Annotated in this window: 31 protein-coding genes; 11 read left to right on the top strand and 20 right to left on the bottom strand. The window is 36.5% G+C overall.

Features of this window, described 5'->3' with window-relative positions; translation table 11 throughout:
• The first annotated feature begins 41 nt into the window (after nucleotides 1–41).
• From AC3IRK_RS16060 to AC3IRK_RS16020, 9 genes are read left to right on the top strand one after another with little or no spacing between them, the layout of a single operon-like run.
• Nucleotides 42–275: a TrbC/VirB2 family protein gene (locus tag AC3IRK_RS16060; RefSeq protein ID WP_489170763.1), complete on the top strand. Its 234-nt coding sequence runs from the start codon at nucleotides 42–44 to the stop codon at nucleotides 273–275.
• A gap of 22 nt (nucleotides 276–297) precedes the next feature.
• A complete protein-coding gene (locus tag AC3IRK_RS16055) occupies nucleotides 298–1,356 on the top strand; it encodes a hypothetical protein (RefSeq protein ID WP_489170762.1) in 1,059 nt (352 codons plus the stop codon).
• Nucleotides 1,357–1,369: 13 nt separating this feature from the next.
• Complete coding sequence (locus AC3IRK_RS16050; protein ID WP_489170761.1) at nucleotides 1,370–3,274, top strand: VirB4 family type IV secretion system protein; 1,905 nt, start codon at nucleotides 1,370–1,372, stop codon at nucleotides 3,272–3,274.
• 17 nt (nucleotides 3,275–3,291) lie between these two features.
• A complete protein-coding gene (locus tag AC3IRK_RS16045; protein ID WP_489170760.1) occupies nucleotides 3,292–4,356 on the top strand; it encodes a peptidoglycan DD-metalloendopeptidase family protein in 1,065 nt (354 codons plus the stop codon).
• Nucleotides 4,353–4,907 (top strand): hypothetical protein, encoded by a 555-nt coding sequence (locus AC3IRK_RS16040; protein ID WP_489170759.1) that lies wholly within the window; start codon nucleotides 4,353–4,355, stop codon nucleotides 4,905–4,907. The genes AC3IRK_RS16045 and AC3IRK_RS16040 overlap by 4 nt, the downstream gene beginning before the upstream one ends.
• On the top strand, nucleotides 4,904–5,125 hold the full coding sequence (locus tag AC3IRK_RS16035) for a hypothetical protein (protein ID WP_489170758.1): 222 nt from the start codon (nucleotides 4,904–4,906) through the stop codon (nucleotides 5,123–5,125). The genes AC3IRK_RS16040 and AC3IRK_RS16035 overlap by 4 nt, the downstream gene beginning before the upstream one ends.
• A gap of 22 nt (nucleotides 5,126–5,147) precedes the next feature.
• Nucleotides 5,148–6,167 (top strand): conjugal transfer protein TrbL family protein, encoded by a 1,020-nt coding sequence (locus tag AC3IRK_RS16030; protein WP_489170810.1) that lies wholly within the window; start codon nucleotides 5,148–5,150, stop codon nucleotides 6,165–6,167.
• 21 nt (nucleotides 6,168–6,188) lie between these two features.
• Nucleotides 6,189–7,655, top strand: a complete 1,467-nt coding sequence (locus AC3IRK_RS16025; RefSeq protein WP_489170757.1) for a hypothetical protein — start codon at nucleotides 6,189–6,191, stop codon at nucleotides 7,653–7,655.
• Between the two features lie 13 nt (nucleotides 7,656–7,668).
• Complete coding sequence (locus tag AC3IRK_RS16020; protein ID WP_489170756.1) at nucleotides 7,669–7,938, top strand: AbrB/MazE/SpoVT family DNA-binding domain-containing protein; 270 nt, start codon at nucleotides 7,669–7,671, stop codon at nucleotides 7,936–7,938.
• Nucleotides 7,939–7,996: 58 nt separating this feature from the next.
• Here the strand turns inward: AC3IRK_RS16020 and AC3IRK_RS16015 are convergent, their stop codons facing one another.
• The 6 genes from AC3IRK_RS16015 to AC3IRK_RS15990 form a co-directional block, all read right to left on the bottom strand.
• Nucleotides 7,997–8,347, bottom strand: a complete 351-nt coding sequence (locus AC3IRK_RS16015) for a hypothetical protein (RefSeq protein ID WP_489170755.1) — start codon at nucleotides 8,345–8,347, stop codon at nucleotides 7,997–7,999.
• Between the two features lie 599 nt (nucleotides 8,348–8,946).
• A complete protein-coding gene (locus AC3IRK_RS16010) occupies nucleotides 8,947–9,354 on the bottom strand; it encodes a hypothetical protein (RefSeq protein ID WP_489170754.1) in 408 nt (135 codons plus the stop codon).
• Nucleotides 9,355–9,367: 13 nt separating this feature from the next.
• Nucleotides 9,368–9,811, bottom strand: coding sequence for a DUF5348 domain-containing protein (locus tag AC3IRK_RS16005; protein WP_489170753.1), 444 nt, complete (start codon nucleotides 9,809–9,811; stop codon nucleotides 9,368–9,370).
• A 79-nt stretch (nucleotides 9,812–9,890) separates the two neighbouring features.
• Nucleotides 9,891–10,346, bottom strand: coding sequence for a hypothetical protein (locus tag AC3IRK_RS16000; RefSeq protein ID WP_489170752.1), 456 nt, complete (start codon nucleotides 10,344–10,346; stop codon nucleotides 9,891–9,893).
• A 415-nt stretch (nucleotides 10,347–10,761) separates the two neighbouring features.
• Nucleotides 10,762–12,285, bottom strand: coding sequence for a primase C-terminal domain-containing protein (locus AC3IRK_RS15995; protein ID WP_489170751.1), 1,524 nt, complete (start codon nucleotides 12,283–12,285; stop codon nucleotides 10,762–10,764).
• A gap of 511 nt (nucleotides 12,286–12,796) precedes the next feature.
• Nucleotides 12,797–13,306, bottom strand: coding sequence for a hypothetical protein (locus AC3IRK_RS15990; protein ID WP_489170750.1), 510 nt, complete (start codon nucleotides 13,304–13,306; stop codon nucleotides 12,797–12,799).
• 164 nt (nucleotides 13,307–13,470) lie between these two features.
• Here AC3IRK_RS15990 and AC3IRK_RS15985 point away from each other — a divergent pair, with 164 nt between their 5' ends.
• The gene (locus AC3IRK_RS15985) at nucleotides 13,471–13,908 is read left to right on the top strand and encodes a hypothetical protein (protein ID WP_489170749.1); all 438 of its coding nucleotides are present in this window, start codon (nucleotides 13,471–13,473) and stop codon (nucleotides 13,906–13,908) included.
• A gap of 45 nt (nucleotides 13,909–13,953) precedes the next feature.
• Here AC3IRK_RS15985 and AC3IRK_RS15980 read toward each other — a convergent pair whose 3' ends face one another.
• From AC3IRK_RS15980 to AC3IRK_RS15915, 14 genes are all read right to left on the bottom strand, one after another.
• Entirely contained in the window at nucleotides 13,954–14,625 is a 672-nt protein-coding gene (locus AC3IRK_RS15980) for a hypothetical protein (protein WP_489170748.1), read from the bottom strand.
• Entirely contained in the window at nucleotides 14,625–15,212 is a 588-nt protein-coding gene (locus AC3IRK_RS15975) for a recombinase family protein (RefSeq protein WP_489170747.1), read from the bottom strand. The genes AC3IRK_RS15980 and AC3IRK_RS15975 overlap by 1 nt, the downstream gene beginning before the upstream one ends.
• 243 nt (nucleotides 15,213–15,455) lie before the next feature.
• Complete coding sequence (locus AC3IRK_RS15970; protein ID WP_489170746.1) at nucleotides 15,456–15,674, bottom strand: hypothetical protein; 219 nt, start codon at nucleotides 15,672–15,674, stop codon at nucleotides 15,456–15,458.
• A gap of 53 nt (nucleotides 15,675–15,727) precedes the next feature.
• Nucleotides 15,728–15,991, bottom strand: a complete 264-nt coding sequence (locus tag AC3IRK_RS15965) for a hypothetical protein (RefSeq protein WP_489170745.1) — start codon at nucleotides 15,989–15,991, stop codon at nucleotides 15,728–15,730.
• A gap of 73 nt (nucleotides 15,992–16,064) precedes the next feature.
• Nucleotides 16,065–16,466 carry a hypothetical protein gene (locus tag AC3IRK_RS15960; protein WP_489170744.1) on the bottom strand — a complete coding sequence of 134 codons (402 nt, stop codon included), beginning with the start codon at nucleotides 16,464–16,466 and terminating at the stop codon, nucleotides 16,065–16,067.
• Nucleotides 16,467–16,526: 60 nt separating this feature from the next.
• The gene (locus tag AC3IRK_RS15955) at nucleotides 16,527–16,925 is read right to left on the bottom strand and encodes a hypothetical protein (protein WP_489170743.1); all 399 of its coding nucleotides are present in this window, start codon (nucleotides 16,923–16,925) and stop codon (nucleotides 16,527–16,529) included.
• A 227-nt stretch (nucleotides 16,926–17,152) separates the two neighbouring features.
• A complete protein-coding gene (locus AC3IRK_RS15950; RefSeq protein WP_489170742.1) occupies nucleotides 17,153–17,518 on the bottom strand; it encodes a hypothetical protein in 366 nt (121 codons plus the stop codon).
• A gap of 39 nt (nucleotides 17,519–17,557) precedes the next feature.
• Nucleotides 17,558–17,935, bottom strand: a complete 378-nt coding sequence (locus tag AC3IRK_RS15945; protein ID WP_489170741.1) for a hypothetical protein — start codon at nucleotides 17,933–17,935, stop codon at nucleotides 17,558–17,560.
• Nucleotides 17,932–18,273 (bottom strand): hypothetical protein, encoded by a 342-nt coding sequence (locus AC3IRK_RS15940; protein ID WP_489170740.1) that lies wholly within the window; start codon nucleotides 18,271–18,273, stop codon nucleotides 17,932–17,934. Before AC3IRK_RS15940 ends, AC3IRK_RS15945 begins: the two co-directional genes overlap by 4 nt.
• 19 nt (nucleotides 18,274–18,292) lie before the next feature.
• Nucleotides 18,293–19,144 (bottom strand): hypothetical protein, encoded by an 852-nt coding sequence (locus tag AC3IRK_RS15935; RefSeq protein WP_489170739.1) that lies wholly within the window; start codon nucleotides 19,142–19,144, stop codon nucleotides 18,293–18,295.
• Nucleotides 19,145–19,954: 810 nt separating this feature from the next.
• Nucleotides 19,955–20,251: a hypothetical protein gene (locus tag AC3IRK_RS15930; protein ID WP_489170738.1), complete on the bottom strand. Its 297-nt coding sequence runs from the start codon at nucleotides 20,249–20,251 to the stop codon at nucleotides 19,955–19,957.
• Between the two features lie 143 nt (nucleotides 20,252–20,394).
• A complete protein-coding gene (locus AC3IRK_RS15925) occupies nucleotides 20,395–21,000 on the bottom strand; it encodes a hypothetical protein (protein ID WP_489170737.1) in 606 nt (201 codons plus the stop codon).
• Between the two features lie 68 nt (nucleotides 21,001–21,068).
• Nucleotides 21,069–21,365: a hypothetical protein gene (locus AC3IRK_RS15920; RefSeq protein WP_489170808.1), complete on the bottom strand. Its 297-nt coding sequence runs from the start codon at nucleotides 21,363–21,365 to the stop codon at nucleotides 21,069–21,071.
• Between the two features lie 81 nt (nucleotides 21,366–21,446).
• Complete coding sequence (locus AC3IRK_RS15915) at nucleotides 21,447–22,007, bottom strand: hypothetical protein (protein WP_489170807.1); 561 nt, start codon at nucleotides 22,005–22,007, stop codon at nucleotides 21,447–21,449.
• Nucleotides 22,008–22,658: 651 nt separating this feature from the next.
• On the opposite strand from AC3IRK_RS15915, the gene AC3IRK_RS15910 reads away from it, so the two are divergent.
• Nucleotides 22,659–23,528 carry a S1 family peptidase gene (locus tag AC3IRK_RS15910; protein ID WP_489170806.1) on the top strand — a complete coding sequence of 290 codons (870 nt, stop codon included), beginning with the start codon at nucleotides 22,659–22,661 and terminating at the stop codon, nucleotides 23,526–23,528.
• Nucleotides 23,529–23,559 lie beyond the last annotated feature (31 nt).

Here is a 23,559-nt window from a genome sequence, read left to right as displayed (position 1 = left end):
AAATCCGTATCATATAGCGATTTAAGGAAGGGGTTGAAAACATGAATCCATTTACAAATGTCACAAAATTCGTTACAAAAACTACTAGTTCTGTATCGAACCTTGCTATTGCTGTTCTTATTGTAGGTTTTATGGTTGCCGGTTTTATGGTTTGGAACGGTAGTGAAGAAAACGTACCACGTTTCAAAAAAATGCTGTTTTGGACTGGAGCAGGTGTAGCTGTTGTCGTACTTGCTAAAGTTATCGTCGGTTGGATCAAAGCAGGAGTAGCATAAATTAAAAGAGAGGGGCATTTTCATGGGGCGATATTCTGAAAAGAATGAGCCATATCATGATGATCTCAAGGTACATTTACCTGTTCCCATCGACTCTCGTAAATATTTAGTGGGGCGGATCGCATTTGTCGATGTATTTATTGCATCGCCATTTGTCTTGATTACCGCCCTTTTTTTATTCGGTCTTTGGAAATTAGGTTTATGGAATAACTTCGTAGCTGTTCTACTTTGTGTTCCTGCCGGTGTCGTCGTGATTGCTCAAACAACAAAACATAAGGTCAGAAAAGAAATTTCATTTATTCAGTACGGTGTCATTTGGAAGTATCTATTTAAGAAGCGTGAAAAGGTATTTGTAAAACGGAAAGGAACGATGGATATGTCTGATACTCAAGATGCTCGTCGTGTCATAGGGGTGAAAGGAACGTTTGCTGATTGTTATGAGACTTCAAAAAACCTTGTACGAGTTTTTGAAACTTCAAGCGTCAACTTATCACTCTCAAATAAGCAGGAAAAAAGAAGTAGCTTAGAATCATTTAAAGTTTTCTTAACTTCTAGTGACTTCTACACTCGCCTTCAAATTTGCAAGATTGCTCAACCAATCAACTTAGAACGACACTTAATCAATTTCAACAATGAACGTGCTAAGTCTATGTCAAAGATCAATGAATTGAATCCAGTCGCATCACAAGCTGTCGAAATGTTAGCCAAAAGCTATCAAAAAGAAATTCATAACATCTCAAAAAATAGAGATTTAGTCACTCGGAAAAACTATTTGATTCTTTCACAACCCATCAAAGGAGATCGTGAAAGAGCATTGGAGATTTTGGATGGTAATAGTAAGTTGCTCATGTCAAAACTTTCCGGAATGATTTTTGAACAAACAACGCTTCAAGTAAAACAATTGAACAACGAAGAATTAACGCTGCTGCTTCACACTTGCGTTGATTTTGATAGTTCGGTGTCAGTCGGTCAACACATCCTCAAACGAACGGACTCTTATTCAGAAGTCACGATGGACGAAGAAACGGCTCGTCAATTGGCAACAAGCATCCTAAAACAACTTGATGGAACAATACAATAAAGGAGTGTAATTCATGGGATTATTTGATTTCTTGTCAAAAAAGAACGCAAAAAAAGAGCAAGAAGAATTTGCATCCAGTATCCACGAATACGATGCAAATTTACTCTCACCTTTAACACCTGACTATATCGAAGAAAAAGAAAACTACGTGCAATTAGGTGCGAACTTTACTCGTACCTTGATGCTAATGGACTTTAATACGATTATTTCACAAGAAGATATTCAAGAATGGTCGGAGATTTCAGACAACGTATCTATTTCCTACCACATCGAAAAAATGTCGAGTACAGAAGTTCGACAAAACCTATCAAAAGCGATTAAACAAGCACGACTGAAACAAGTTGATGAACGACTAGACGATGCGACGAAAATCGAAGCAGAAGTACAGATGAACGATGCGTCGCGAGTCATTCGAGAATTGTCATCTGGTTCAGAAATGATGTTCAACCTTCATGTCCTGTTCCATTTGAACGCTCCTACATTAAAAGAGTTGGATCGCTTAACTCAAAAAATCAAATCACTCATTGGTGGTACGGCAACGGCATACGCTCCCAATGTACGGGCAATGGACGCTTTTCAATCCTTCTTGCCGATTGGCGAACTTAAAGTCGCTGAACTAACCTCTAGGTTAGTAAACTCCCAAGCCTTATCATTCTTCTTCCCGTTCCATGAGAATGAAATGTTCCAAGAATCCGGTATGTTCTTCGGAATCAATGAGAAAACTAAAAACATCGTCCTTGTTGACCCTGAACAATTACTGAACAAGCATAAATTTTATATCGGTGTTTCAGGTGTCGGGAAATCGACTTCTTTATTCGCTGACATGATGAAAGAGTACATGATGGGTACGAAGATTCAAGTCAATGATCCGAAGGGTGAATTTGGTTCTGTTTTCGAAGTCTTAGGAGGGCAATGGGTTCGCTTCTCAATGCAAGAAGGTGGAAGTCGTATCAATCCCTTTGATTTACCGAAACAAGCCTATGGAGACCTTATTGACGATGATGTGAAGCAAGACCAACCATCATCAAGTGCCATCAATCCCATTTACGATAAGATACCTCAACTGCTCGTTATGTTTAAGCTAATGTACCCTGAACTTCAAGCTATCGAAGAAAGCGTTTTGTCCGGCCTGATCGAAGAAACTTACAGAGATAAAGGAATCAGTCGTGAAACGGACTTCTCTAAACTAGAATCACATGACTATCCGACATTCGAGGATTTCGGGAAAGTGCTGCAACGGACGAAAATAGACAATCCTGATATTTACGCTCATGTTCGTACATTCCATCATGCAATTGAAGTCTTCATTTCAGGCATATACAGCAATGTCTTTAATGGTCACACCAATGTAAATATTCATAGTAACTTAGTCGCTTATGACTCTCTTGTTTTCCAACAAAACGAAACCGTCCAACGGATCTTGTACTACAACATCATGAGTCACATCACGTATCAAGCCATCAATGGAGATAAATCACCGATGCGTGTTGTCTTTGATGAAGCACACGTTATCGCTGACCCTAAAATCCCAATCGCAATGCAGCAACTTTACTACATGATGAAAGTCCTACGGTCATTTAACGTCGGTGTATCTTGTGCCACTCAATCAATCAAGGACTTCTTTAGTGCAAAAGATGACAAACGAAACTATGGTGAAGCCGTCATTAACCAAGCTGTTCAAAGAATGTACCTACCTATGATGGAGATTGAAATTTCATTCTTAGAAAATGAACTATCGCACCGTTTTTCGGAAAAAGAAAAAAGCATCCTAACCGTTCGAGAAGCCGATAAACGCTCGCAAGCCGGAAAAGGCATCCTCTTTATCGGTTCTAAGAAAATCCATACGGCAGTTCGGCTCACACCAATGGAAGCCGATTTGTGGTTCAAAAAGAAAAAACTTCATGAGATCGTCGTCTAATCTAAGGGGGAACTTCAATGGATGACAATAAAAAACGTTCTCCCCAACTTCCGATTTTCGGGCTATTCTCCCTCAAAGCGATTGTAATAATCCTTGCTGTAATGGCTTTAATTTCTTTTCTGACGTTACTTTCATCGTTTGGTGAAAAGGACAGACAAGATAATGAAACGGGTGACGGTGGAGCGATTGCGATGTGTCAGGAAAAAGGAAAATTTAATCGGAAAGTCTTCGATGCTAATTTCAAAAATGCTGGAGCATTTTCAGGGAAGGCTCAAGCCTTCGTTGATGCTGCCAAGAAGAATAAGATTGATCCAGTCTTAATGAGTGCTATTGCTTTTCATGAGACAGGGAACGGTTCATCTAAGATGGTCGTAGATCGAAATAACCCTGGTGGGCTTTACAACTCTTCTACTAAGTCATTTTTTGTGTTTTCTAGTTTAGAAGAAGGACTCGATTTCATGGCGCACAACCTTTATAAAAATTATATGTCACAAGGCTTATATACAGTCGAACAGGTTGGCAATAAATATGCTCCACTAGGCGTAGAGAACGATCCAAATAATATGAACGCTCACTGGATTCCGAACATCACGAAACGAGTTACTGAGTTTGGTGGTCTGACGATGAAGTGTGAAAGCGTCGGATTTGAGTCAGGAGTTGTCAGTCCAGTCAAAGCACCTTTTAGTATCACTTCTCGATACGGGGTACGTCCTAACCCGACAGGAGCGAATACAGGAGCAGGGAACAGTGCCTATGACTTCCATACGGGAATTGACTTTAAGTGTTATGCAAATGACCCTATATACAGTGTTTTGGATGGAAAAGTTATTCTCGCTCAATGGCATGGTCTGTATGGGAACTATGTCAAAATTCAACATGGTGACAAAGTGACACTGTATGCTCACATGACAAAATCCATCGTCAAAGTCGGACAGTCCATTAAAAAAGGAAAACAAATCGGTATGTGTGGCACGACTGGTAACAGTACGGGAACACACCTTCATTTTGAGGTATTTACTGGTGGAGGAACGACTAGAATAGATCCTTATCCATACTTCGAAAACAAAAAGGAGACAAAATGAAAAAGCTAACCACTTATCTAGGCATCTTTCTTTTAGTGCTAGGATTGACTCTCGCTTTTTTCCATGAACGAGACCAACGAATTTCCTTCGAATCCTCGACACTTGAATGGAAAGACAAGGCTCTAAAATACAAAGTCATCCCTGTATATGATGAACTAGCAAATGAATTTGTATTAGCTTTTAATGGCGGAGAAGGAAAACACGCTAAGATGCTTACTGGTGAAGCATTACGTGACTACAAAAGTGCTTTAAAGAAAACTGCTGATTATGACGAAGAACATAGTCAGCATAGCGATTTAGATACGACACTTAACGAAACGAACATTCTTATGACTCAAAGTGAAATTGATGAAAATGACAACTACCATTCAAAAATCATGTACGAAATTGATTTCGATAGTCCTGCCGATAGTGAAGAACAAGGAGTCATCGACAAACGGATTGTGACTATGATTATGGAGATTGATTGGAAGAAAAACAAAGTGGATCGGTACGAAGTAAGTTGGTTTAACGATACTCTCGGATTAAAAGACGAGAAGGTGAAGAAGTGAAAAAAATCATTCGTTCGTTTAGTCAGTTCTATTCCTTCGTTCATAAACAGCAGGATAAATATCTAACTAAAGTGACAAATAACTTCATCGAGAACTATGAAATTACTTTTAAAGAAGAACCATCTTCGAAAGAAATAAAACGTTTCCGACAAGATCATATCCTGAAAATCGGTTTGATTTGGTTCGCTATCGGTACAGTATTGTTCTTTTTCTTATAAAAAGGGAGGGTAATCAGTGAATATGAAAAAGATTTTGAGTACCTTATTAATCTTTTTCTTAGTGTTCAATGCAACGTCTGCTTTTGCAAAAGAAGGCGATTTCTACAAAAAACACAAGAAAAAATTCGATGATGCGTCTTATCTTTCGGAAGACTACATTGACGATATTGTTAAAAAATACGACAGCAAAACAAATGATTTCAATTGTGGAACGTTCAGTTTCACTTGCTACTCGGTATCGTCCTATTATCAAATGGGATTGGCAGCCACTAACTTTACCTACGGATTAATGAAATACATCGTCAAAGACCCTGACGACATTATCAAGGATAAAGGAATAACCCGATTCAAAGGGTATCTCACAAGCCTTGCATGGTCACTCTTACCAATGTTCTTGATTTGGCACATCCTAGTGATGGCTATGCGTCGCATGGGTGATCCTGACGATTATCAGCAGGCCATGAATCAGAAGATGGTCGGTGTCTTTGCAGGAGCGTCGATGTTAGCCCTCTACAAACCGATGTTCGATTTAATTCTTTCGACACAAACAGATATGTTAAACGGGATTTTGGACGGTGGATTAAGTCAGGATGCCTTGAAATTGACTCTATTCTTATGGTCTCCACAATTTTCATTTATCATCGTAATTTTCGTTTTCCTATGTATCATTGTTTTCGGATTAGCAATGCTTTATCGCTTCGTGTCACTAGCGTTCATGTTCATGGTCGGACCCTTAGCAATCGCAACGATTTTAAATGATGAATTCAATTATTTCAGTGTTTGGTTGAAATTTGTTGTGAACAACGTTGTGACGTTCACATTGCAAGCTATCGCTTATGTCATGTGTATTCAAGCCTTGACGGGAGAAAATGGTTACGTCAGTAGTTTCCCTGACTCAATGGAGCCGATTATGGCTATGTCGATAGTATTAGTCTTGACGTTCTTCTCACTCACAATTCCATTCATCTTAGGCAATCTCGGAAGTAGTTCAGGTGTTGGTAAAACACTCGGTCGTGCTTCACGATTAGTAATGAAAAAATGATAAATAAAGGAGCATCACACGATGGGTATTACGAAAACATTTAACAAGTACGGTAATCTTGAAATCGGTGGGGATATGGTTAAATACCGTCTCTCCACTGAATTACATCATACGGAAAACCCTACTGAAATTAATCGAAGCATCAAACGAATTATTCATGAACATCCAGTAGGAAAATATCTAATCGAACCATCCAGTGTTGAAAACGGTGGACGTTATACCTTTATCAATTATGATTTATCAAACTATCTATCCATTGACCGATTACGTGAAATTCATTTTGAAGATAAATTGAATTACTACCATTCGTTGATTGATATTGGTCTTGAGGTCGAAAAAGAATCATTGAAAATCGTTTGGGATCGGATGAATTTTGCCGTTGACGACATTGAAGAAAGTATTAAAGTAATGCTTTTTGAAACGGATCAAGTGAAAGTATTTGAGACAGATAACGAAACAACGTTCAACCATGTTAGGGATTTGATTGTTACTTCTTTAACGACTTTGAATGAAGTGAACGGACTTCCGAAACGAATCAATTTTATCTATGATACAGATGAAAATAGCATCAAGTTTGTTCAAGAAATGTTTTCTTTAAACAGTCTGACGGATCTTCGTATGTTACTCGATACATTCGCACTTGATTACGAGGATGAAGAAGAAAAAAATGAAGAAATAGTCGAAGAAGAAAGTCCAAAAAAGAGTATCTTTAAGAAAAAAGAATCGACACCAAAAAGTGAAAATACTCCTAAAAAGAAAAAAGAAAAAAGAACTAAACCAGTACCTAAAAAGGCTCAATCTTTTTCGTCAAATAAGTCCAAAAAGAAATCAAAATTAGATAATAAAACAAAAATTATGATTGGTGTAATGATTCTTTCTTTAGTATTACTCGGAATAAACCAAGTAATTTTCAGTTCAGATGCTTCTAAAAATAATGAGGATACGCCTGCAATCGGAACTAATAAATTAGCCACTTCAACATATTTTAAAGATTCCAATACCCAAGCTATTCAAAAATCCATTGTTCGCGCATATAGACTAACCTATAATCAAAACTATGAAGACGCCTATAAAACACTTCTTCCGGTCAATAAAAGAGATTTAGCCTTCACTGATTTACCAATGGTGATCGAAGTTTATCACTCTCAAAATCAGTTGGCTGCTCTTTTAGATGAAGCACCGATTCAAGATGTTGCAAACGAAGTCATCACTTATTTAATCAAAAAAGATGAATTGGACGAACTACCTTCTATTGCTAAAACGATGGAAACGCAAAATCCTTATATCGACTTTGAGACTGCGTATCTCGAAAATGATTATAAAAAAGTTATATCATTGATGGATGAAGTAGATATTAATGGTCGAAAAGAAGGACAGATCGTTGATGCTTATATTCAATTAAATCGTTTTGACGATGCGAATAAATTTGCTCAAAAGGTAGGCAATCCAGATTTGATTAAACAGATTGAGGGGTCTAATAAATACTAAGGAGAACGGTTTTATGAAACGAATGGAAATCAGAATCGTATCACCTGAAGGAAGAGTAACCATCCCACCCGAATATTTGGATGCCTTTAATCTCAAACCGAAGGATAAAGTAGAGGTTACGTTAGCCCCCACACACATCAGGATTCAGAAACATCAAGAGAAAAATGTCTGTGTTGTCACTGGAAAGCTATCACAAAAAGGTCAAATGGTCGGAGAAGCGTTTATCTCCAACGAAGGACTGAAAATGATTCAAGAACAACTGGAACACCTAAAACGGGAATAAGAAAAGGCAATTGTTTCTAAACAATGCCTTTTCTTTTTTTGTATTCAATTTTTATCAATTAAATCGAAGTCATGATTTTGTACTCTGTTAACCAATCATTCGCATCTCTTTTGATACAGTCTTCTAAACTATCGTAAGTTTGATGGCTGCATGGTACGCGATTTTTAAAAAATGTTCGTTGGATCTTACCAACTTCTTGTGCTGAATGAGTCACCATGATAAAGTCTTGATTGCTTTTATGAAGAAGCATCAATGAGTCATTCGCCCAAAAAACATTTTTTAATTTTTGTTCAAATGCCATCATCGCTTCATCACGCATTGTTACATAACTCATTTCAAAAAGTAGTTCGTATGCTTCTTTTCCCATGATGCTTTCGTGTTCCAGTAAGTATGTATCGAGACTATTCATGATTGTTCCTCCATTTTTTTCGTTCCTTCGGACAGCTTGCCCGAAAGGGTGAATTTTTGCCGTTTTGACACGTAGCACGAGACACCCTTTGCAAGAGAGCCGTCAAGGGTTTCAGCAGTCCATTTATTTCTCGTCCATGTCCTTTTATGGACGGTTCAGAAAAAAATTGCTGCCCCTTGACGGGGAACGCCCCGACGAGATGAAAACAGGGAAAAGAAGCGAAGCAGATGCTTACCCTGGTTGAATCCCGTCGGGGTCAAAGAGGTGTATCGTCCGAAGGGAAAAACGGAAAAAATGACCTTCGCATCCGGTTCACCGGATGCTTCCTCGCTTGCTCTAGCAAGCCCACGAACTTGTCTTGAAGGGGTTTATGTATCTGACGCTCCGAACGCTCCGTCAAGAAGCGAGCAGGAACGTACAGACTGACATATCTCTGATATGTAGAGGATCGAGCCACAACACGTTTCACCGTTGGGCCTGTCCTCGTCAGGCTGTCGTTATCGGGCGTTTCAGGGGCGTTGCGGTGGATTGTAGTCTCTTGGCTTGTCAAAGCCTTAGAGACTGCTCCATGAGCCATAAAACGCTATTTCTTTCGTTTTTCAGTCTTGAAAGATTTTAAATGCTAAATCCTCGATATTAAAAAAACGCTTCTCTTTATCGCTCATATGAACTTCGAAGTAAAGCCATGCGAAAAATTCAATGAGTTCTGCTTGCTTAAAATGTAGAATTGATTCCCACTTTTTCATGTCGTCAATGACTGAACCGGTGAACGTGTTTGAATTGTTATAATTCCGATTTCCCTCATAATTTGGTGGAACGATCTTGTAGTCATTTTCATGCAAACTTTCGAGTGCAGCACAACCAAATTCAAAAATTGTTTGCCAACTAATATTTCTACGATTTGCTTGTACCTTAGACGTTTCACGAAGATATGTGTAAGGAACTCGATAAACCGTTCTAATTTTAAAACCGAATACAAACGAGCGACTAGTTTCTAAAGCCATCATAATATCTCTCCCTTCACACCTTTCTTCGTAAGCGACAAAGCCGTTCTGACAAGCTATTGCCTTTCCCTAAGTCGATGGCGTAATAGTCATCCCCACTGTGTTCAATACGTGTTAAAATCCATTCTTCATCATCCATGATCTCGCAAATTGTTCCTGACGTTATTTCATAATCCTCAACAGAATATCGACCGTTCGATTGCTTCACCATAAGACCTTTATGTGTTACTGGTCTCTCTAAATAACTAATATCTCGTTGAATTTCATGTAAATTATTTAGGATTGATTGAACATTGTGTCTCATAAAACTTTCATCCTGAATATCATCCACATCTATGAATTGGATGTTTTCAAAATCTTCGTTTTCAGCATCCACTTTTAATAATTGGAACGCTTCTTGAATATCTTTTTTTAATTTTTTTAGAACGACGAATGTGTCTATTGACTGTTTACTGGTCAAATTAAACTTCCTCCTTTTTAATCGTTTGTAATTTATTACCTAGATACTATCTTCTGTAAATATTACACTATTCCCTTTGTTAGTTTTGATGAACTTCTCTCAATCGAATCGTACATTTAACATTCAAAGCGTTTACCTTACGTCCGAAACACGTAAAATAATACGTCGAACCATCATGAGCAATCCATGTCTTCAACCAGTTAGTTTCTCCGTCCATTTGGATCTCTAACGGTTGGTCTTCTTTAATCAAATGTCCGTTCACACTTATCTTTCTATTTACACTCGATCCTTGCAATGTACCTTCCGTAAGATAAGGACTTTCCAAGTACAGAATATCGTTTCGTACATCATCTAAGTGCATCAAGATAGCTTCAATTTCCTCAAACAAGAACTCTTCATTATTGTCTATCGTTTCTGTTTCATGTGCTTTATCAGTAGTCACTGTACTTGTCAGTTTCAAATCAATGTTCTCTCTAAGTTCAGATAATTTATGCAGCATATCCAAAGGATTAAAAGTATTAGGAATATCGTTCATTTTTGTTTACTCCCTTCTCTTGTAGATGATAGGTATTGCTTTCACTTTTTAAGGTCGTGTAGTCATTAGCGTCTTGCCATATATATATCAATCCTGACAAGAGAAACAGACCTAAAACCAAAAGCAAAACCCTAGAGTAATCCTTCATCGTAAGCACTTCCTTTCTCTTGATCTAATCCATAAACTACCGCACTTATTCCGGCTTTTAAGCCGTCATTTCGTTTGCTGATTTCTACGAGTGGATGCTTGCAAGCAAGCGATCCCCTCTCGAAATACACTTTCTCGGCTGTCATTAATTATCCGTCTCATGTCAGGTGTAGATGATTATTTCATGTACCACATATCAGATAAGCTGTTCGAAGTTCGGGGTACGGTGTCCTAAGTGTATTGGCAATTGACATATTAAAATCGTTGTTCAAGAATCCCCCCTTTCAATGCTCATTAAATCAATATAGGTCATGTATGAGATTCCCAAAGGTCGGGGTACGGTTCCTAAGTGTATTGGCAATTGACACATTAAATCTGAACGTATGTTTTTAAAGTTTTTTGTCGCTTCGACACGATAAACCATGCTTGTTGGTGCGCTCTGTATGCTCTTTTTAGCGTCTGCAAGGAGTTGGATGAAGTCTTGTGTACGGAAGATTACAAACCCTGCTGTACGCCCTTTAACGACGTTTCCGTTGGCATCACGTTTCTTTTGAATAATGAATTTCGATTTAGGAACTTGCTTAAAAGCACGAGTCACACTTTTGACTTGTGTTTTCGATTCATTTAATTCTTTCGCGAGTTGAGAAGCACTAATAGACAGACTTTCTCCCTCCCCAACGGGCAACCTTTTTTCAAGGTGTTCAATCGTGCGATCAACCAATTCTTCTGTTTTTTCGTAAGACCGTTCCTCTTTTGTTTTTTTATGTTTGTAAAAACCACGCAACTTCGGACGAACGCCACATAACATTTCAACTTTGTCGGCCGATACAAAATATTCACGCTTAAATGCACTTTTAACGGTCTTATTCAAGCGACGGACACCTAAAGGTTGTTCCGTCTCTTGATTACGCTTGAGAAGCAATTCAAGAGCGTCCTCAACGTCGTAACCGTCTTGCTTCGCCATGACACTTAACTGGAAAAGAACTTCGTTACGAGATCCCTTTTCGTTCGTATTCCATAAAGCACGTCCGGCTTCACTCGCTAACCATTTACCATTCGTGAATGATTTTCCACGCTTAACACCTAGTTCGCTAAACCATTCAATTGCTTCAACTTTCGTCCACGCATTTTCTTTTTCGAAGTACATAATTGTTTCTTCTCTTGGAAAACGAGACCATCCAAAAAGACCATTGTTCATGTCGATTTGTAACCCTTGTTCTGCAAGTAATGTACGAATTGCTTCACCAATAGCTTTACCGTATGCGATTGCTTTTTCAGAACCATACCACGCTTCATTTTCATCATAGACCACAAAGAATTGAACACCTTTTGGAGTCTGTAAAATCAATGATGGCTTGCATGGTATTCCTGCCATTTCAAAGGCAAACAAGACTTGTTGAACAGAAGTCTTTTGGTCAATATCGAATCCATAAGTACGGACACGACGGAGATTTTCGTCTGCAATATCTGATGGTTTTACTGCTTTGTAATATGTATTCGGAGTCCAGTGAGTTACACCGTTAAAAGATGCTTCGTGATAGTGTAAAATGCCGTTAAGACTACGTGCTACGTTCTGACCATTAAGCGATTCATTTCCGATAGCTTCTTTGCTATATGCGACTCGAACAGCACCTTGAGTTTTTAAGACATAATCACATTTGTCTTTGATGCTTTTAGGCACATCGTTTGCATATGCTTCGTACAAACCTTGTCCTTGTCCGATGATGAAATTCACGACTTGGCGTTCTAATTCGGCTGCTAATCTATGTGTCTTTTTATGTAAGTTGAACATGATCTGTACCTCATTTCTAAATGATTTTTGGAAACAAAAATGGATCTCGTAATTCTGCAAAAGAGCAGGACTACAAGATCCAAAGAATGTACTTATCCATAAACCTTTCTTTGTCGAAAAATGTCGATTCTGCTTGAAAACAGAATTTTTTTTCGTAAGAAATGTTTGCAATCATATAGAAATGTGGTAACTTATTAATAAGCGAGCGATAAAAACTCTGCAAAAGTTTTTGTTACTCATTATTAAAAGCACACAGAAGTGTCTATATGTTTGGAAAGGGATAAGTGGAGGATTCTCTGGCGGGAGTGGTCCACTTCTCTTTTTTTTGTCTTTTTTCAGACAAACTAGTTCAAACTACTATCAACGTCATAGGCAATATGCCTTATTAAGTCTTTGCTGTCAGAAACTGACTAGGACTATCTTACAACACTTTGAGAAAATTTTCCTCAAAAATCAGGTAAATGAATTGATGGACTTTTCGTTACCATAATATATAAGAATAATCGTTTTTTTAATTCTTCTTACGTTTTGGTGTCTTTTTCTCTTCTTCGATGAATTTAGAAATCGTGCTGCCTTTCCAAAACTTAACGGAATCAATGATAAGGTCAGGTTGGGGAAGAGTCGATTTTTTCGCTAGGTAACTCCAAAACATAGTTGGTACAAATTTTGTATTTGGAATTTCTTCTTGAATCCGTCGTACAAAAGTATTGCCCTTGAAGTACATTTCTTCATCCATCGCTTCATGATCTATCGGAATAAACATATTAGCGTTATATAGTTTCCCTGTAACTTCTTCATAAAATACTTTTAATACCTTGAGGAAAAATTCAAGACCTTCATCTTCCAAATCTTTTTGGACGCTCGATAATAAAAAATCATGTCTATTTGGATTCGAAAAGAATATACTTAGTTGATAGAACACTAACTCTTCATCGTTCATTTCTAAAGAAAACGGCGGATTTGCCATTGCCTTTTCGATGATTGGATAGCGTTGATAAATCAACTTCAACGCATTATTCATAAAGTTTCTCCCCTTACACTTCTATTACTATTACTATTATAACATTCCCCATCGAATTAATATATGAAAAATAAAATAAAATAATACTTACAACTCCATATATGTTATAATAGAAGAAATAAATGTATTTAATTCTAGTAACTAGATGGAAAGAGGTGTATGTAATGAAATATTTTGGTGCAATTAAACGATTTGTCATTTATCCGATCATCGTCGGTTCTATTTTGCATTACCTGTTATCAGGAATGGCAGAAATGACACCGGATAACATTGATTTTCCGGTTATCACTTACTACGCTAAATTGTTTGGATTCCTTCACTTGTCCGAATCAAGCATTACTGCCCTCTCCTTCTACTTCTTAGGATATGGCTTTGGCTTGCTTTCAACGTTCTTGAGCGTTACTAAACTACGGAAAGGGATCTTCTTCTCTATCTTCCTTTGGGTAGCGAAGGTAGCTCTCATCATCGTTAACAGCATCATCCTACCTTTCGTCTTCGCAATCGACTTGTTGATCTTCGTTATTCGAATGGCTGCTCCTAAACGCAAAAAAAGTCCAGCACCCGTAGAACCGATTTACTACGAAGAAAAGAACGCCCTCTAATCTCAAGATTAGAAGGCGTTTTTATTTGTCTTGAAGGGATTTTAATTACTGGTCATGAAACTCGCTTTCCAGTTCATGAGCCTGTTCGTCCATGAGTTGTTTGTGTTCCTGCTCTTTCTCCAACAAGTCCATAAAATGATAAGCTAATTGATCGAGATTTTTAAAAATTTCTGTGTAGATTTCTTTCAAGTTTTCCAAGTCAATCACTACATTGTCCAACTCTTCTACATAAAATTGTGGAGAACTTGTTCCTGACGTATATCTAGGAAAAGTAATGTCTTTTGTTTTTGAATAGAGTTCAGTGATGTATTCATTTAGTCGATGATTCAAAGCGTTAAATTCTTGTTTATTAGAATTTGGGTGATATTCATTTTCTAATTCCATCATCTTTTTATAATGCTTATTTAGTTCATGATTAAATAAGAATGTGTTTCCTTTTTGAGTTTCATCTTTTTTCAAAAGTCGATTTAGAGACCAACAAATATTTTTCAAATACACTTCCATACTGTGGTTGGCACTAAACAAAATTGGGAAAATCCATGCGTCTGCTCTATTGTCATAATTCGTTTCAAGAAGACTATCTAGCATAGCCATTGTTGTTTCCTTATATCCCTCGGCAATGACTATCATATTCGAAAGATCGTCACCCTTACGAGTACGCCAATTCAAAAAAGCATTCTTTCTAAAATCAGGATTATCAGAAAATACATTATTCATTATTTTTCCCCCTCTTTTTCGTTTCGTTTTTGTTCTAACCGTTTTTGATTATGACGATGAAATGCCGTTTTCCCTATGGATAAGATACTGCAAATATCTTTGACCGACACATTAGAATCATACATCATAAACGCTCGGTCTAGGGTCTCTTGAGGAATTGGTTTACGTCCACCTACTCGGCCTCTTGCTCTAGCAGCCTTTAATCCTGCCTGTGTACGCTCTATTAAGAGGTCGTGTTCCATCTTTGCTAATCCTGCTAGGATCGTGAACAACAAGCGTCCAGTAGGCGTTGTCGTGTCTATATCCATCGTTAGAATTTGAAGACCGATTCCTCTATCCTCCAAATCCTCTGCCAATCTCATGAGTTCCTTGACGTTTCTCCCTAGCCGGTCTAATTTCCATACAACGAGTACATCATCAGGACGTAAATATTCTAAACATTTTTCAAATTCAGGACGCTTCACTTTCGCCCTACCACTCACTTTCTCTTGAAACACACGCTCGCACCCTGCTTCGCTTAGTGCATCAATTTGAAGATCCAGGGATTGATCTACCGTCGAAACTCGCGCATAACCGATTCTTGCCATCTTGTTTCACCTCTTTAATATGGTCGCAAAATACCGTACCATACTTCATAATTGGTTTTAAATTAAGGTTTTTATTATCGGTACTCAACTTCCTCTTTTCCACATTCACTACACGTTACGTGGATACTCTGATAGCCTCCATCGACAAAGAAAGAACAATCTTCTTCTTTGTGACCACATTCATCACACTCAAATTTCACTGTAATCATGGTTTCACACCCTTTCAAATCAAACTTTTATCGGTTAATCCTCATCTTCCTCATCTTCTTCATAAGGAACACTGACAAATTCAATATTCAGGCTGACATCGTTTCTTTTAGAACACTTAGGACATTTAACAATTTTCGATTCAACCGAATAATTCAGTGCATCCCTTCCATCAAAGTCATGACCACAATAAACGCATTTGATGTAATCTACTTCGACTGTTTCTTGGAACATTGGTTTCTTATTTCGCTTCATTTCATCATCTCCCTATAAAATTTACTTTTTAACCTCAAGCTAAAATCAAACTACTACTGGATCAATTGTCCTTCCATATCGTCCATACAATGCACATCTCCACGAATAACCCTACATTTATCATCAAAGTCTATTTCGTATTCTCTTGGACAATCAGCACATTTTAAACGAGGATTCATATCGCGTTTTTCATAATAACTGTCTGATTTCAGGTGAAAATCTCCGTTTTTTTTTATCTTTGTGATATTCCCATGTAAGGATTGTGTATATACATTTAATTCACTTCCACATTCACACTTCGGTTTCTCGTATGCCATTGTGTTTACCTCCCGAAAAATTTAATACTTTTGATTGTTGCATAAATATTTCTTACACTTTATTCATACAAATTTAGAAAATGGTTTTTTTGATGAACTGCCCTTCGTAATTCCAATTTTGTTCTTCAAAGAATTCTTCTGTATTTTTAGTTCTCCCTCTTTTGAATAAATTATAAATTTCCGGACGAATAGCTAAGATCCTACTTCCTTCTTGAGGATCGCTACTTTGCCAGTGACCTCCGCCTATTGATTCTTCCATGTCTGCTAAGTTTTCAATCAGTTCAACATCAGTCATAGACTCCACTAGGATTACATGTTCTGCTACTTCTTTAAGCGTCATTTCCGGTGTCGTCAATCTTTGAACATAATCATTTATATGCCATTCCATTACACTTATTTGAATTAAAGCTCGTTCTGTATCAGTGAGAAAAAAATACTCTTTACTAATAGGATTCATACTATATTCAAATTTCATATCTCATTTCCCCTTCACAAAATAATATGCTAGTTCAATAATCCTCTCTCTTTCATCTTCTTAAATTTCATGAAAAATAATTTGCTTTACTGCTTTGAAATCAAAAGTTAAATCGTCTTGAATTGTTTTAATGTTTACTGGCTGCATCCATGCTGCTCTTGCTGTATCAGATAAGCCAAATAGAATTTTCGCACTAAAAGCTATCGACTCAACAATAAATCCTTTCATATCATCAGCAGGATCAATTTCAATGCCGATTTCTTCCTCTGCAAATTCATAGTAGGACTGAATTTCTTTTTTCCATGACTCTGCCTTATCAATCCAATTTTCGATGACAAGATTTTCCTCCAAATATTGACTAACCTTTAATCCTAAGTCATGCCCTGTATGAATACCTTGTATATTTTTCAATGCGTTAATCGTTTGATTTACACAAAATTCTGTATATGTATATTTCATTATAAAAACCTCCGTTGATTTATCTTATAAAACAGAAAAAGAGTTCCCTTAACGTATTTATTATACCATAAAAGAACTTTGATAAGTGGACGAGTTTACGAACTTTTATTAATTTAACGAAAACGTTGATATACCTATGTTTTTTCCAAAAATGAAAAATCTGCATTCTTTGATTTATTACAACTCCTTTAAACGGACGTTTTGTGGATATAAAAAAAGCGATGCTGTTAGCTTCGCTTTTTCAAACTTTCATTTTCTAAATACTCAACAAAATAATTTATTCTTCGAAATGATAACTCACTAAATTCATCTTGAATTAATTTTAAAATTTCTTCTCTATTAGATTTTATATTTGCAAAAGAGTAAGCAAAATTGTTGTCCTCTTCATAAGTTACTCTAATATTCAAGGCTTCTCTTAAATATTTAAGTCTTCTCCTAAAATTTGATTCAATGACTATATAAACAACACCGATCATCGCAAGTCCAAGATAAAGCAACGTTGCACCCAATAAACCAATATAAGAGTGGTTAAGTCCAATCACTATCGCTATGAGATATATTATTCCTAAAAAAAATTTGACTGATTTACTCACTTCTCGCCCTGCCCTTCTAATATCATTCTCAAAAAAAATTTATCTTTCATCTTGATTTCTACTTTCGCTTTCAAAGTGAACAACATACTTATTAGCTTTTCGAGAAGATAGTTCATATGTTAGTTGAACTAACTCTAAGATTTGTTCTCTAGTTACTTCTTTATCCAAAAGAAAGTAAGAAAATGTGTTCATTTCTTCTTTATGAGTGACTTTAACTTTGAACGTGTCTCTAAAGAATTTAATACGTCGTTTATAATTTTCTCTTATTGCGTCATAAACCATATAAACACCTATGGTTAAAATGGTTGCATAAATCAGACTCGTCCAAAATTCGCTAAAGTATGAGTGACTAAATGCCATCGCTATTGCTACAAGCATTAAAATTGAACATATCGTATTTCTGACTAACGTATTCATCGCTCTCCCTGCCTTTCCGAAGTCTTGTCTAAAAATCTTTTCGCTTCTTTTTCATCTACATCCATTTTTTGAACAATCCATAAAATTGTTTCTTTTTCAGTTAAGGACTCTCCATCAACTTCATACAATGTTTCTCCTTCATCATTTTTTGTATGAATTATTCGTAAGGTATTTTGCTCTTTGTTTTTCGAAGAAATCATGTACACGACACAAGCGATCATAAAATAATAGATAAGCGTCATTGACCACTGGGGCATGAAAAATTGTCCTTTAAAGGATAGCCACGTTGCTAAAACAATAATGGAAATAATTAAGGTGATTCTTGCTTTAAAATCCATCGTTTACCTCATTCTTTTATTAATTTCTTCCTTCAACTTCATATTTTAAATAGCCTTCTTTTTCAAAGTTGATTGTCTCCATTATAGGTTGAACCCTTAACTCAACGTTTTTCGCATCTTTTACTACATATTTATCAGTCAAATAGTATTCATTTTCTTTCGGATTTTTAGCTTTCATTTCTCTTAATAGAACGGAACTTGAATCCTTCTCTACCAACATAAATTTACCGTCATCTGTCACAACAATTTCTTCGGTTAGAGTAGTTTGAACATCCATATAAATGTAAGGTGTAATTATGAAGAAAATCACGAACAAAACATAGAGCATTTGTTGTGCAACCGGAGCTGCTATATATGATTTTCCTCCATCATGTCTCAAGGTAAGTAAAAAGTTAATCGTAATTACAAATATTTGAACTATCAATAGTCTATTAAAAAGGATAAATGCTCTTTTAGTAGCAGGAAGATCGCCCTGATAACCTGACTCAAAAGATGAATTGATACAGTGAAGCATAATTATAAATATTACAGACGCTATTACTATGACAAATGCTTCAATTTTTTTATCTTCGTATTCGCTTAATTTCTTTCCCGATAATTGACTTCTAAAAATTAGAGTCGAAAAAATATACAAACTTGCCATCATTAAAATTAATACGATTAACTCAACAAATGCTCTAATGCCGTCTATAAGCATAGTTTCATTTAAAAGGTCTGAACTGACTTTGAAATATTCGGATGCTCTAATTTTATATAAAGCATAATGAAACGTCGCAATCGCAAGAATCACTCCACTAAAACCAAGTAAGAAAGTTACGTTTTCTTTTTGTTCACTATAATATGCTTCTCGATTTTTATTCACATCATTCACTTAGAAATCCTCTTTTCTTATTTTGATTTTATATTAGTTCCATAACGAGTGAATAAGCATAAATTACTATGCTCGGTAAAAACAATGTAGTGAAAATAGTGATTGTTAAATCATGTGCTTCATTTTCGTTATTGTCATGATCTAACTTAAAACTCACCATACAAAGAAAGAAAAGAATCAGTACATGAACCATTATCAACACTAACTTCGAATCTGAATCAGTCAATTCTAACGACAAAAAAACATTTGCGGCTGCCGAAATAACAATAATCATGTTCGTTGTTTTATAGTCTTTCACTTTTAAAAAATACCGATAATACTGACTTAACAAAACGAAAAGATTATGGATTGTACGAAGCACATACAATTCAATTCTGTTATTCATACTTCATTATCCCTCCTAAGAAAAAATATAATAAAAGAACGTTGTCAAAATAAGCAAAGGCAATATCATTTTTACAAGTGCAAAGGCAATTTTCCAAAAGAACCGGAACACATAACCTAGTGCAAATAAAAATACGAACGGTGGTACAGAATATCCCCACATCTTAACTATGCTGAAATTACTAAGCATTTCTAACATCATTCTTCCTCTCCCTTCGCTTTATATCGGTCTCTACTGGATAGAACATAAGAGATCACCAATATGCTGAAAATCATGCCACTCAACATAATCAGTTCCATCATTAGCATGATGGGATTATGACGAAAACGTGTAAACATCGGTATACCGTAGAGCAGCAACAACATCAGAACACTACTCCCAATGACCAATTGAAATCTTCTGTCCTTCATAAATTCCATCTCACATCACATCAATTCATAGTTATCGTTTGTCGGATTCAACGCATACATAGCGTTTACATCAAACGTTTTCGCTAAAATTTCCAATGGTTCGAAAACGTCTCTTTCACTTGCAGTAAACGGATCTTTATCCATTACGATTTCGAACATGAGTTGATCTTCTGCCCCACCATGCAATCGGACTTTATATTGTCCTTCTTGATAATCACCATGTGTTTGTCCTTCTAAAATCGGAATATTGATTAAAGACTCTTTCATCATCGCTCTATGAAAATCATCACGAACCACTTTAAATCCTGCCATTCCAATCACTCCCATCCCGTATTAATTAACTTAATTATACCATTTTTAATATCAAAAGTATATAAATAAAAGACATAAAAGAACTAATAAATATTTTTATTTTATATAATTAAACACAAAAAAAGAAACGCTTTTTGCGTCTCTTAATACTTCTTATTCTCTATGAAGTCCTTTTTTTCATTTTCGGATAAGGCTAGTTCCACGCTTAAATTATGCAGATATTCGGACTTTTCATAGTTCTTTACTTGTTCTATCAATCCCATCAATAAATAATTATTCCATAATCCACTCGGTTCATAACCCTTTTGAAGAAATTCATGTCCCAAACCTAATAATCGCTCTTTTTCTTGTTCAGGAAAGGTTGCTTGATAATGATGAATGAATTTCATCTTGTATTGAATTTGAGTAATCCATGAAGCCACTACATCATAATTATGTTGTAACTTGGAAAACCATCGAGTAAACATCATATCAGGAATGACGAAACATAATCCTGCTACAAGTAGATATGGTGGAAAGATATTTTCATTAGTCCAGTATAAATAAGTGAATCCTACCATGATTAAAATTAGAGTCATCGAACCTAAAATGTAAAGTTCTCGATCTGCCTTTCTCACCTTTAAGTCTGTTTCTTCAAGCCTTTTCATGAACCGTTTATAGTCCTTTACTTTTGAAAAAGTTGTATACATTATTCCCACTATGAGTAACACATAAGAAATAATAGTTAGTTCATAAATCTGATTTTCCAAAATCATCCCTCCATAAGCCATCTAAAGATAATTATAGTGAAGTCATGTAGTAGAAGAAAGAAACGATTTTACCAAATCGTCTCTTTCTTCTTTGCACTCTTTTCTCTTTTGATTCTTATTTGTTCTTCGATTATCACTCGAATTGATTCAAATAACATCGTTCCCATGACAACCCATACAGGTAAAGTCCATACAATATACTTAAAGGCTATCTGTCTTTCAGAAGAAGTATTAATAAAGAAATAGAATAGAATTGTTATAGCAAATCCTTGTAAGATTCGAACAGAAAAGTAAGTCGTTAAGTTCTTTCTGATTCCTCTTCCTCTTTGTTTAAAAGTAAATCGTTTCTCTTGATTAGTTGGCATTTTAATTTCCTCCGATTCGTGATTTTAATTTAAAGATGGAGAACGATTTCTCAAGAAATCGCTCCATCTATTTTTGTTGAGTCATGCAAACTTCGTATAGAAATGGAAAGGTGGATGTGACCGTTCAATCAATTCGACTTTATTCGTGGCAGCCATTAACCCTGTGAAGGAAACCTGTAACAGTTGTTTATTTAAGTGAGCGTAAATTTCAAGTAGGTAATTGAGTGATGATTGTTCTGTATGTTCAAGTTCAGTGATTTTCAAAGCGACTTCTTTAATGTTCAATTTTTGATTTTCGGAAGTTGCTTCGAAAAACAGATTTGCTTTTGTAATGAGTTTTTCAGTGATTGTCTGTTCATGTCGGTATTGACTTGTAAGGTCTTCGACTTCGTAATAAGCCATTTGAAGATTTTGTTTGATTCGTTCCAGTTCTTCTCTTGTCTTGAACGTCTCTTGAACATTGCCGTAATGTTCGGAAGAAAAATGAAAAACAAGATGATCTTCGTATTCGACAATTTCAAATTCTCCGTAAACCGTCGAGTGAATCATTGCCATTCGACTAATTGCAAGGATGTCATTCAGTTGGTCTTTTCTGCTTCTTGATTTTGATTTTGAAATGTTTTTAAGTTCTTGAAGTTTCATGTTTTGTTCCTCCATTTTTTTCGTTCCTTCGGACAGCTTGCCCGAAAGGGTGAATTTTTGCCGTTTTGACACGTAGAACGAGACACCCTTTGCAAGAGAGCCGTCAAGGGTTTCAGCAGTCCATTTATTTCTCGTCCATGTCCTTTTATGGACGGTTCAGAAAAAAATTGCTGCCCCTTGACGGGGAACGCCCCGACGAGATGAAAACAGGGAAAAGAAGCGAAGCAGATGCTTACCCTGGTTGAATCCGTTCGGGGTCAAAGAGGTGTATCGTCCGAAGGGAAAAACGGAAAAAATGACCTTCGCATCCGGTTCACCGGATGCTTCCTCGCTTGCTCCAGCAAGCCCATGAACTTGTCTTGAAGGGGGTTTTATCTCGAACGCTCCGAATGACCCGTTAAGAAGCGAACAGGAACGTACAGACTGACATATCTCTGATATGTAGAGGATCGAGCCACAACATGCTCCATCGTTGGGCCTGTCCTCGTCAGGCTGTCGTTATCGGGCGCTTCAGGGGCATTGCGGTGGATTGCAGTCTCTTGGGCTTGTCAAAGCCTTAGAGACTGCTCCATGAGCCATAAAAAGGCTTTTTCCATAAAATTTGCAGGGAGTATTTTCATAAGTCATACTGGATACAAGGAGGGGAAAAACTTGGAGATTCGCGAATTTACGGGTAATTTGCAACACACTACAACACGATTAGTTTCAACGGTAGAAAAGATTACGACCACAAAAAAAAATGGTGTGATTGAAGAACAAAAGAAAGAAAACAAGGGTACTGGTTTTTTCTTTGACTTTGGAATTGATGAAATCGAACATCATTTGAAAGTGATTGTCACCAACCGTCATGTGATCGAGGACGCAATCGAACTAGAATTTGTTATGAACGAATCGAACGAATCAGGGCATCGTTCTGACTTTCAACATTCCCTCTTCATGGGTGAAGAGGATTTGAACCGATTTGTTTTCTATCATCCCGATCCTAACGTCGATTTATGTATCATAGATATTTCTGACATTTACAAGAGTTTTTCAGATGCAGGAATGAATTTGTTTATGCGAGCACTTAGTTTTGAAGATGTGCCTACAAGAGAAGCCATTCAAGACTTGAAAGCATTGGAAGAAGTCGTTATGATCGGTTATCCTGCCGGACTTTCGGATGAGCATAACAACTTACCTATCATGCGTACTGGCGATACTTCTTCCCACATTGCTTATGATTATCAAGGTCAACAAGATTTCTTAGTCAATATACCGGCTTATCATGGCTCTAGTGGCTCTCCATTAGTGAAGCTACAAGAAACAAGAGTAGTTCGTTCAGGAGAAGTTTTTAACCAAAACAGTTGTTTACTACTCGGTATTCAAAAGTCAATTCCTCCATTAAGAAATCTTGACGGTTCGATTTATGCGAACCTCGGTGTTTTTGTTAAGTCATATCGTCTGTACGATTTTATCCCTCTTGTTAGAGCAGCCTATCAAGATGAAATCAATTCAATTCTGCAATCAAGACAGAATCAATAAAACAAAAAAACAGCCGATTGAGTTTACTCAA

The sequence above is a fragment of the Exiguobacterium sp. GL_137 genome (assembly GCF_057834585.1).
The sequence above is the reverse complement of the archived record's forward strand: the minus strand, read 5'-3'. Positions and strand labels throughout refer to the sequence as shown.

What these genes read in the sequence shown, in the direction of transcription:
- AC3IRK_RS16060 (WP_489170763.1), top strand. Translation starts at nt 42, where the DNA reads ATGAATCCATTTACAAATGTCACAAAATTCGTTACAAAAACTACTAGT.
- AC3IRK_RS16055 (WP_489170762.1), top strand. Translation starts at nt 298, where the DNA reads ATGGGGCGATATTCTGAAAAGAATGAGCCATATCATGATGATCTCAAG.
- AC3IRK_RS16050 (WP_489170761.1), top strand. Translation starts at nt 1,370, where the DNA reads ATGGGATTATTTGATTTCTTGTCAAAAAAGAACGCAAAAAAAGAGCAA.
- AC3IRK_RS16045 (WP_489170760.1), top strand. Translation starts at nt 3,292, where the DNA reads ATGGATGACAATAAAAAACGTTCTCCCCAACTTCCGATTTTCGGGCTA.
- AC3IRK_RS16040 (WP_489170759.1), top strand. Translation starts at nt 4,353, where the DNA reads ATGAAAAAGCTAACCACTTATCTAGGCATCTTTCTTTTAGTGCTAGGA.
- AC3IRK_RS16030 (WP_489170810.1), top strand. Translation starts at nt 5,148, where the DNA reads ATGAAAAAGATTTTGAGTACCTTATTAATCTTTTTCTTAGTGTTCAAT.
- AC3IRK_RS16025 (WP_489170757.1), top strand. Translation starts at nt 6,189, where the DNA reads ATGGGTATTACGAAAACATTTAACAAGTACGGTAATCTTGAAATCGGT.
- AC3IRK_RS16020 (WP_489170756.1), top strand. Translation starts at nt 7,669, where the DNA reads ATGAAACGAATGGAAATCAGAATCGTATCACCTGAAGGAAGAGTAACC.
- AC3IRK_RS16015 (WP_489170755.1), bottom strand. Translation starts at nt 8,347, where the DNA reads ATGAATAGTCTCGATACATACTTACTGGAACACGAAAGCATCATGGGA.
- AC3IRK_RS16010 (WP_489170754.1), bottom strand. Translation starts at nt 9,354, where the DNA reads ATGATGGCTTTAGAAACTAGTCGCTCGTTTGTATTCGGTTTTAAAATT.
- AC3IRK_RS16000 (WP_489170752.1), bottom strand. Translation starts at nt 10,346, where the DNA reads ATGAACGATATTCCTAATACTTTTAATCCTTTGGATATGCTGCATAAA.
- AC3IRK_RS15995 (WP_489170751.1), bottom strand. Translation starts at nt 12,285, where the DNA reads ATGTTCAACTTACATAAAAAGACACATAGATTAGCAGCCGAATTAGAA.
- AC3IRK_RS15990 (WP_489170750.1), bottom strand. Translation starts at nt 13,306, where the DNA reads ATGAATAATGCGTTGAAGTTGATTTATCAACGCTATCCAATCATCGAA.
- AC3IRK_RS15985 (WP_489170749.1), top strand. Translation starts at nt 13,471, where the DNA reads ATGAAATATTTTGGTGCAATTAAACGATTTGTCATTTATCCGATCATC.
- AC3IRK_RS15980 (WP_489170748.1), bottom strand. Translation starts at nt 14,625, where the DNA reads ATGAATAATGTATTTTCTGATAATCCTGATTTTAGAAAGAATGCTTTT.
- AC3IRK_RS15975 (WP_489170747.1), bottom strand. Translation starts at nt 15,212, where the DNA reads ATGGCAAGAATCGGTTATGCGCGAGTTTCGACGGTAGATCAATCCCTG.
- AC3IRK_RS15970 (WP_489170746.1), bottom strand. Translation starts at nt 15,674, where the DNA reads ATGAAGCGAAATAAGAAACCAATGTTCCAAGAAACAGTCGAAGTAGAT.
- AC3IRK_RS15965 (WP_489170745.1), bottom strand. Translation starts at nt 15,991, where the DNA reads ATGGCATACGAGAAACCGAAGTGTGAATGTGGAAGTGAATTAAATGTA.
- AC3IRK_RS15960 (WP_489170744.1), bottom strand. Translation starts at nt 16,466, where the DNA reads ATGAAATTTGAATATAGTATGAATCCTATTAGTAAAGAGTATTTTTTT.
- AC3IRK_RS15955 (WP_489170743.1), bottom strand. Translation starts at nt 16,925, where the DNA reads ATGAAATATACATATACAGAATTTTGTGTAAATCAAACGATTAACGCA.
- AC3IRK_RS15945 (WP_489170741.1), bottom strand. Translation starts at nt 17,935, where the DNA reads ATGAATACGTTAGTCAGAAATACGATATGTTCAATTTTAATGCTTGTA.
- AC3IRK_RS15940 (WP_489170740.1), bottom strand. Translation starts at nt 18,273, where the DNA reads ATGGATTTTAAAGCAAGAATCACCTTAATTATTTCCATTATTGTTTTA.
- AC3IRK_RS15930 (WP_489170738.1), bottom strand. Translation starts at nt 20,251, where the DNA reads ATGGCAGGATTTAAAGTGGTTCGTGATGATTTTCATAGAGCGATGATG.
- AC3IRK_RS15920 (WP_489170808.1), bottom strand. Translation starts at nt 21,365, where the DNA reads ATGCCAACTAATCAAGAGAAACGATTTACTTTTAAACAAAGAGGAAGA.
- AC3IRK_RS15915 (WP_489170807.1), bottom strand. Translation starts at nt 22,007, where the DNA reads ATGAAACTTCAAGAACTTAAAAACATTTCAAAATCAAAATCAAGAAGC.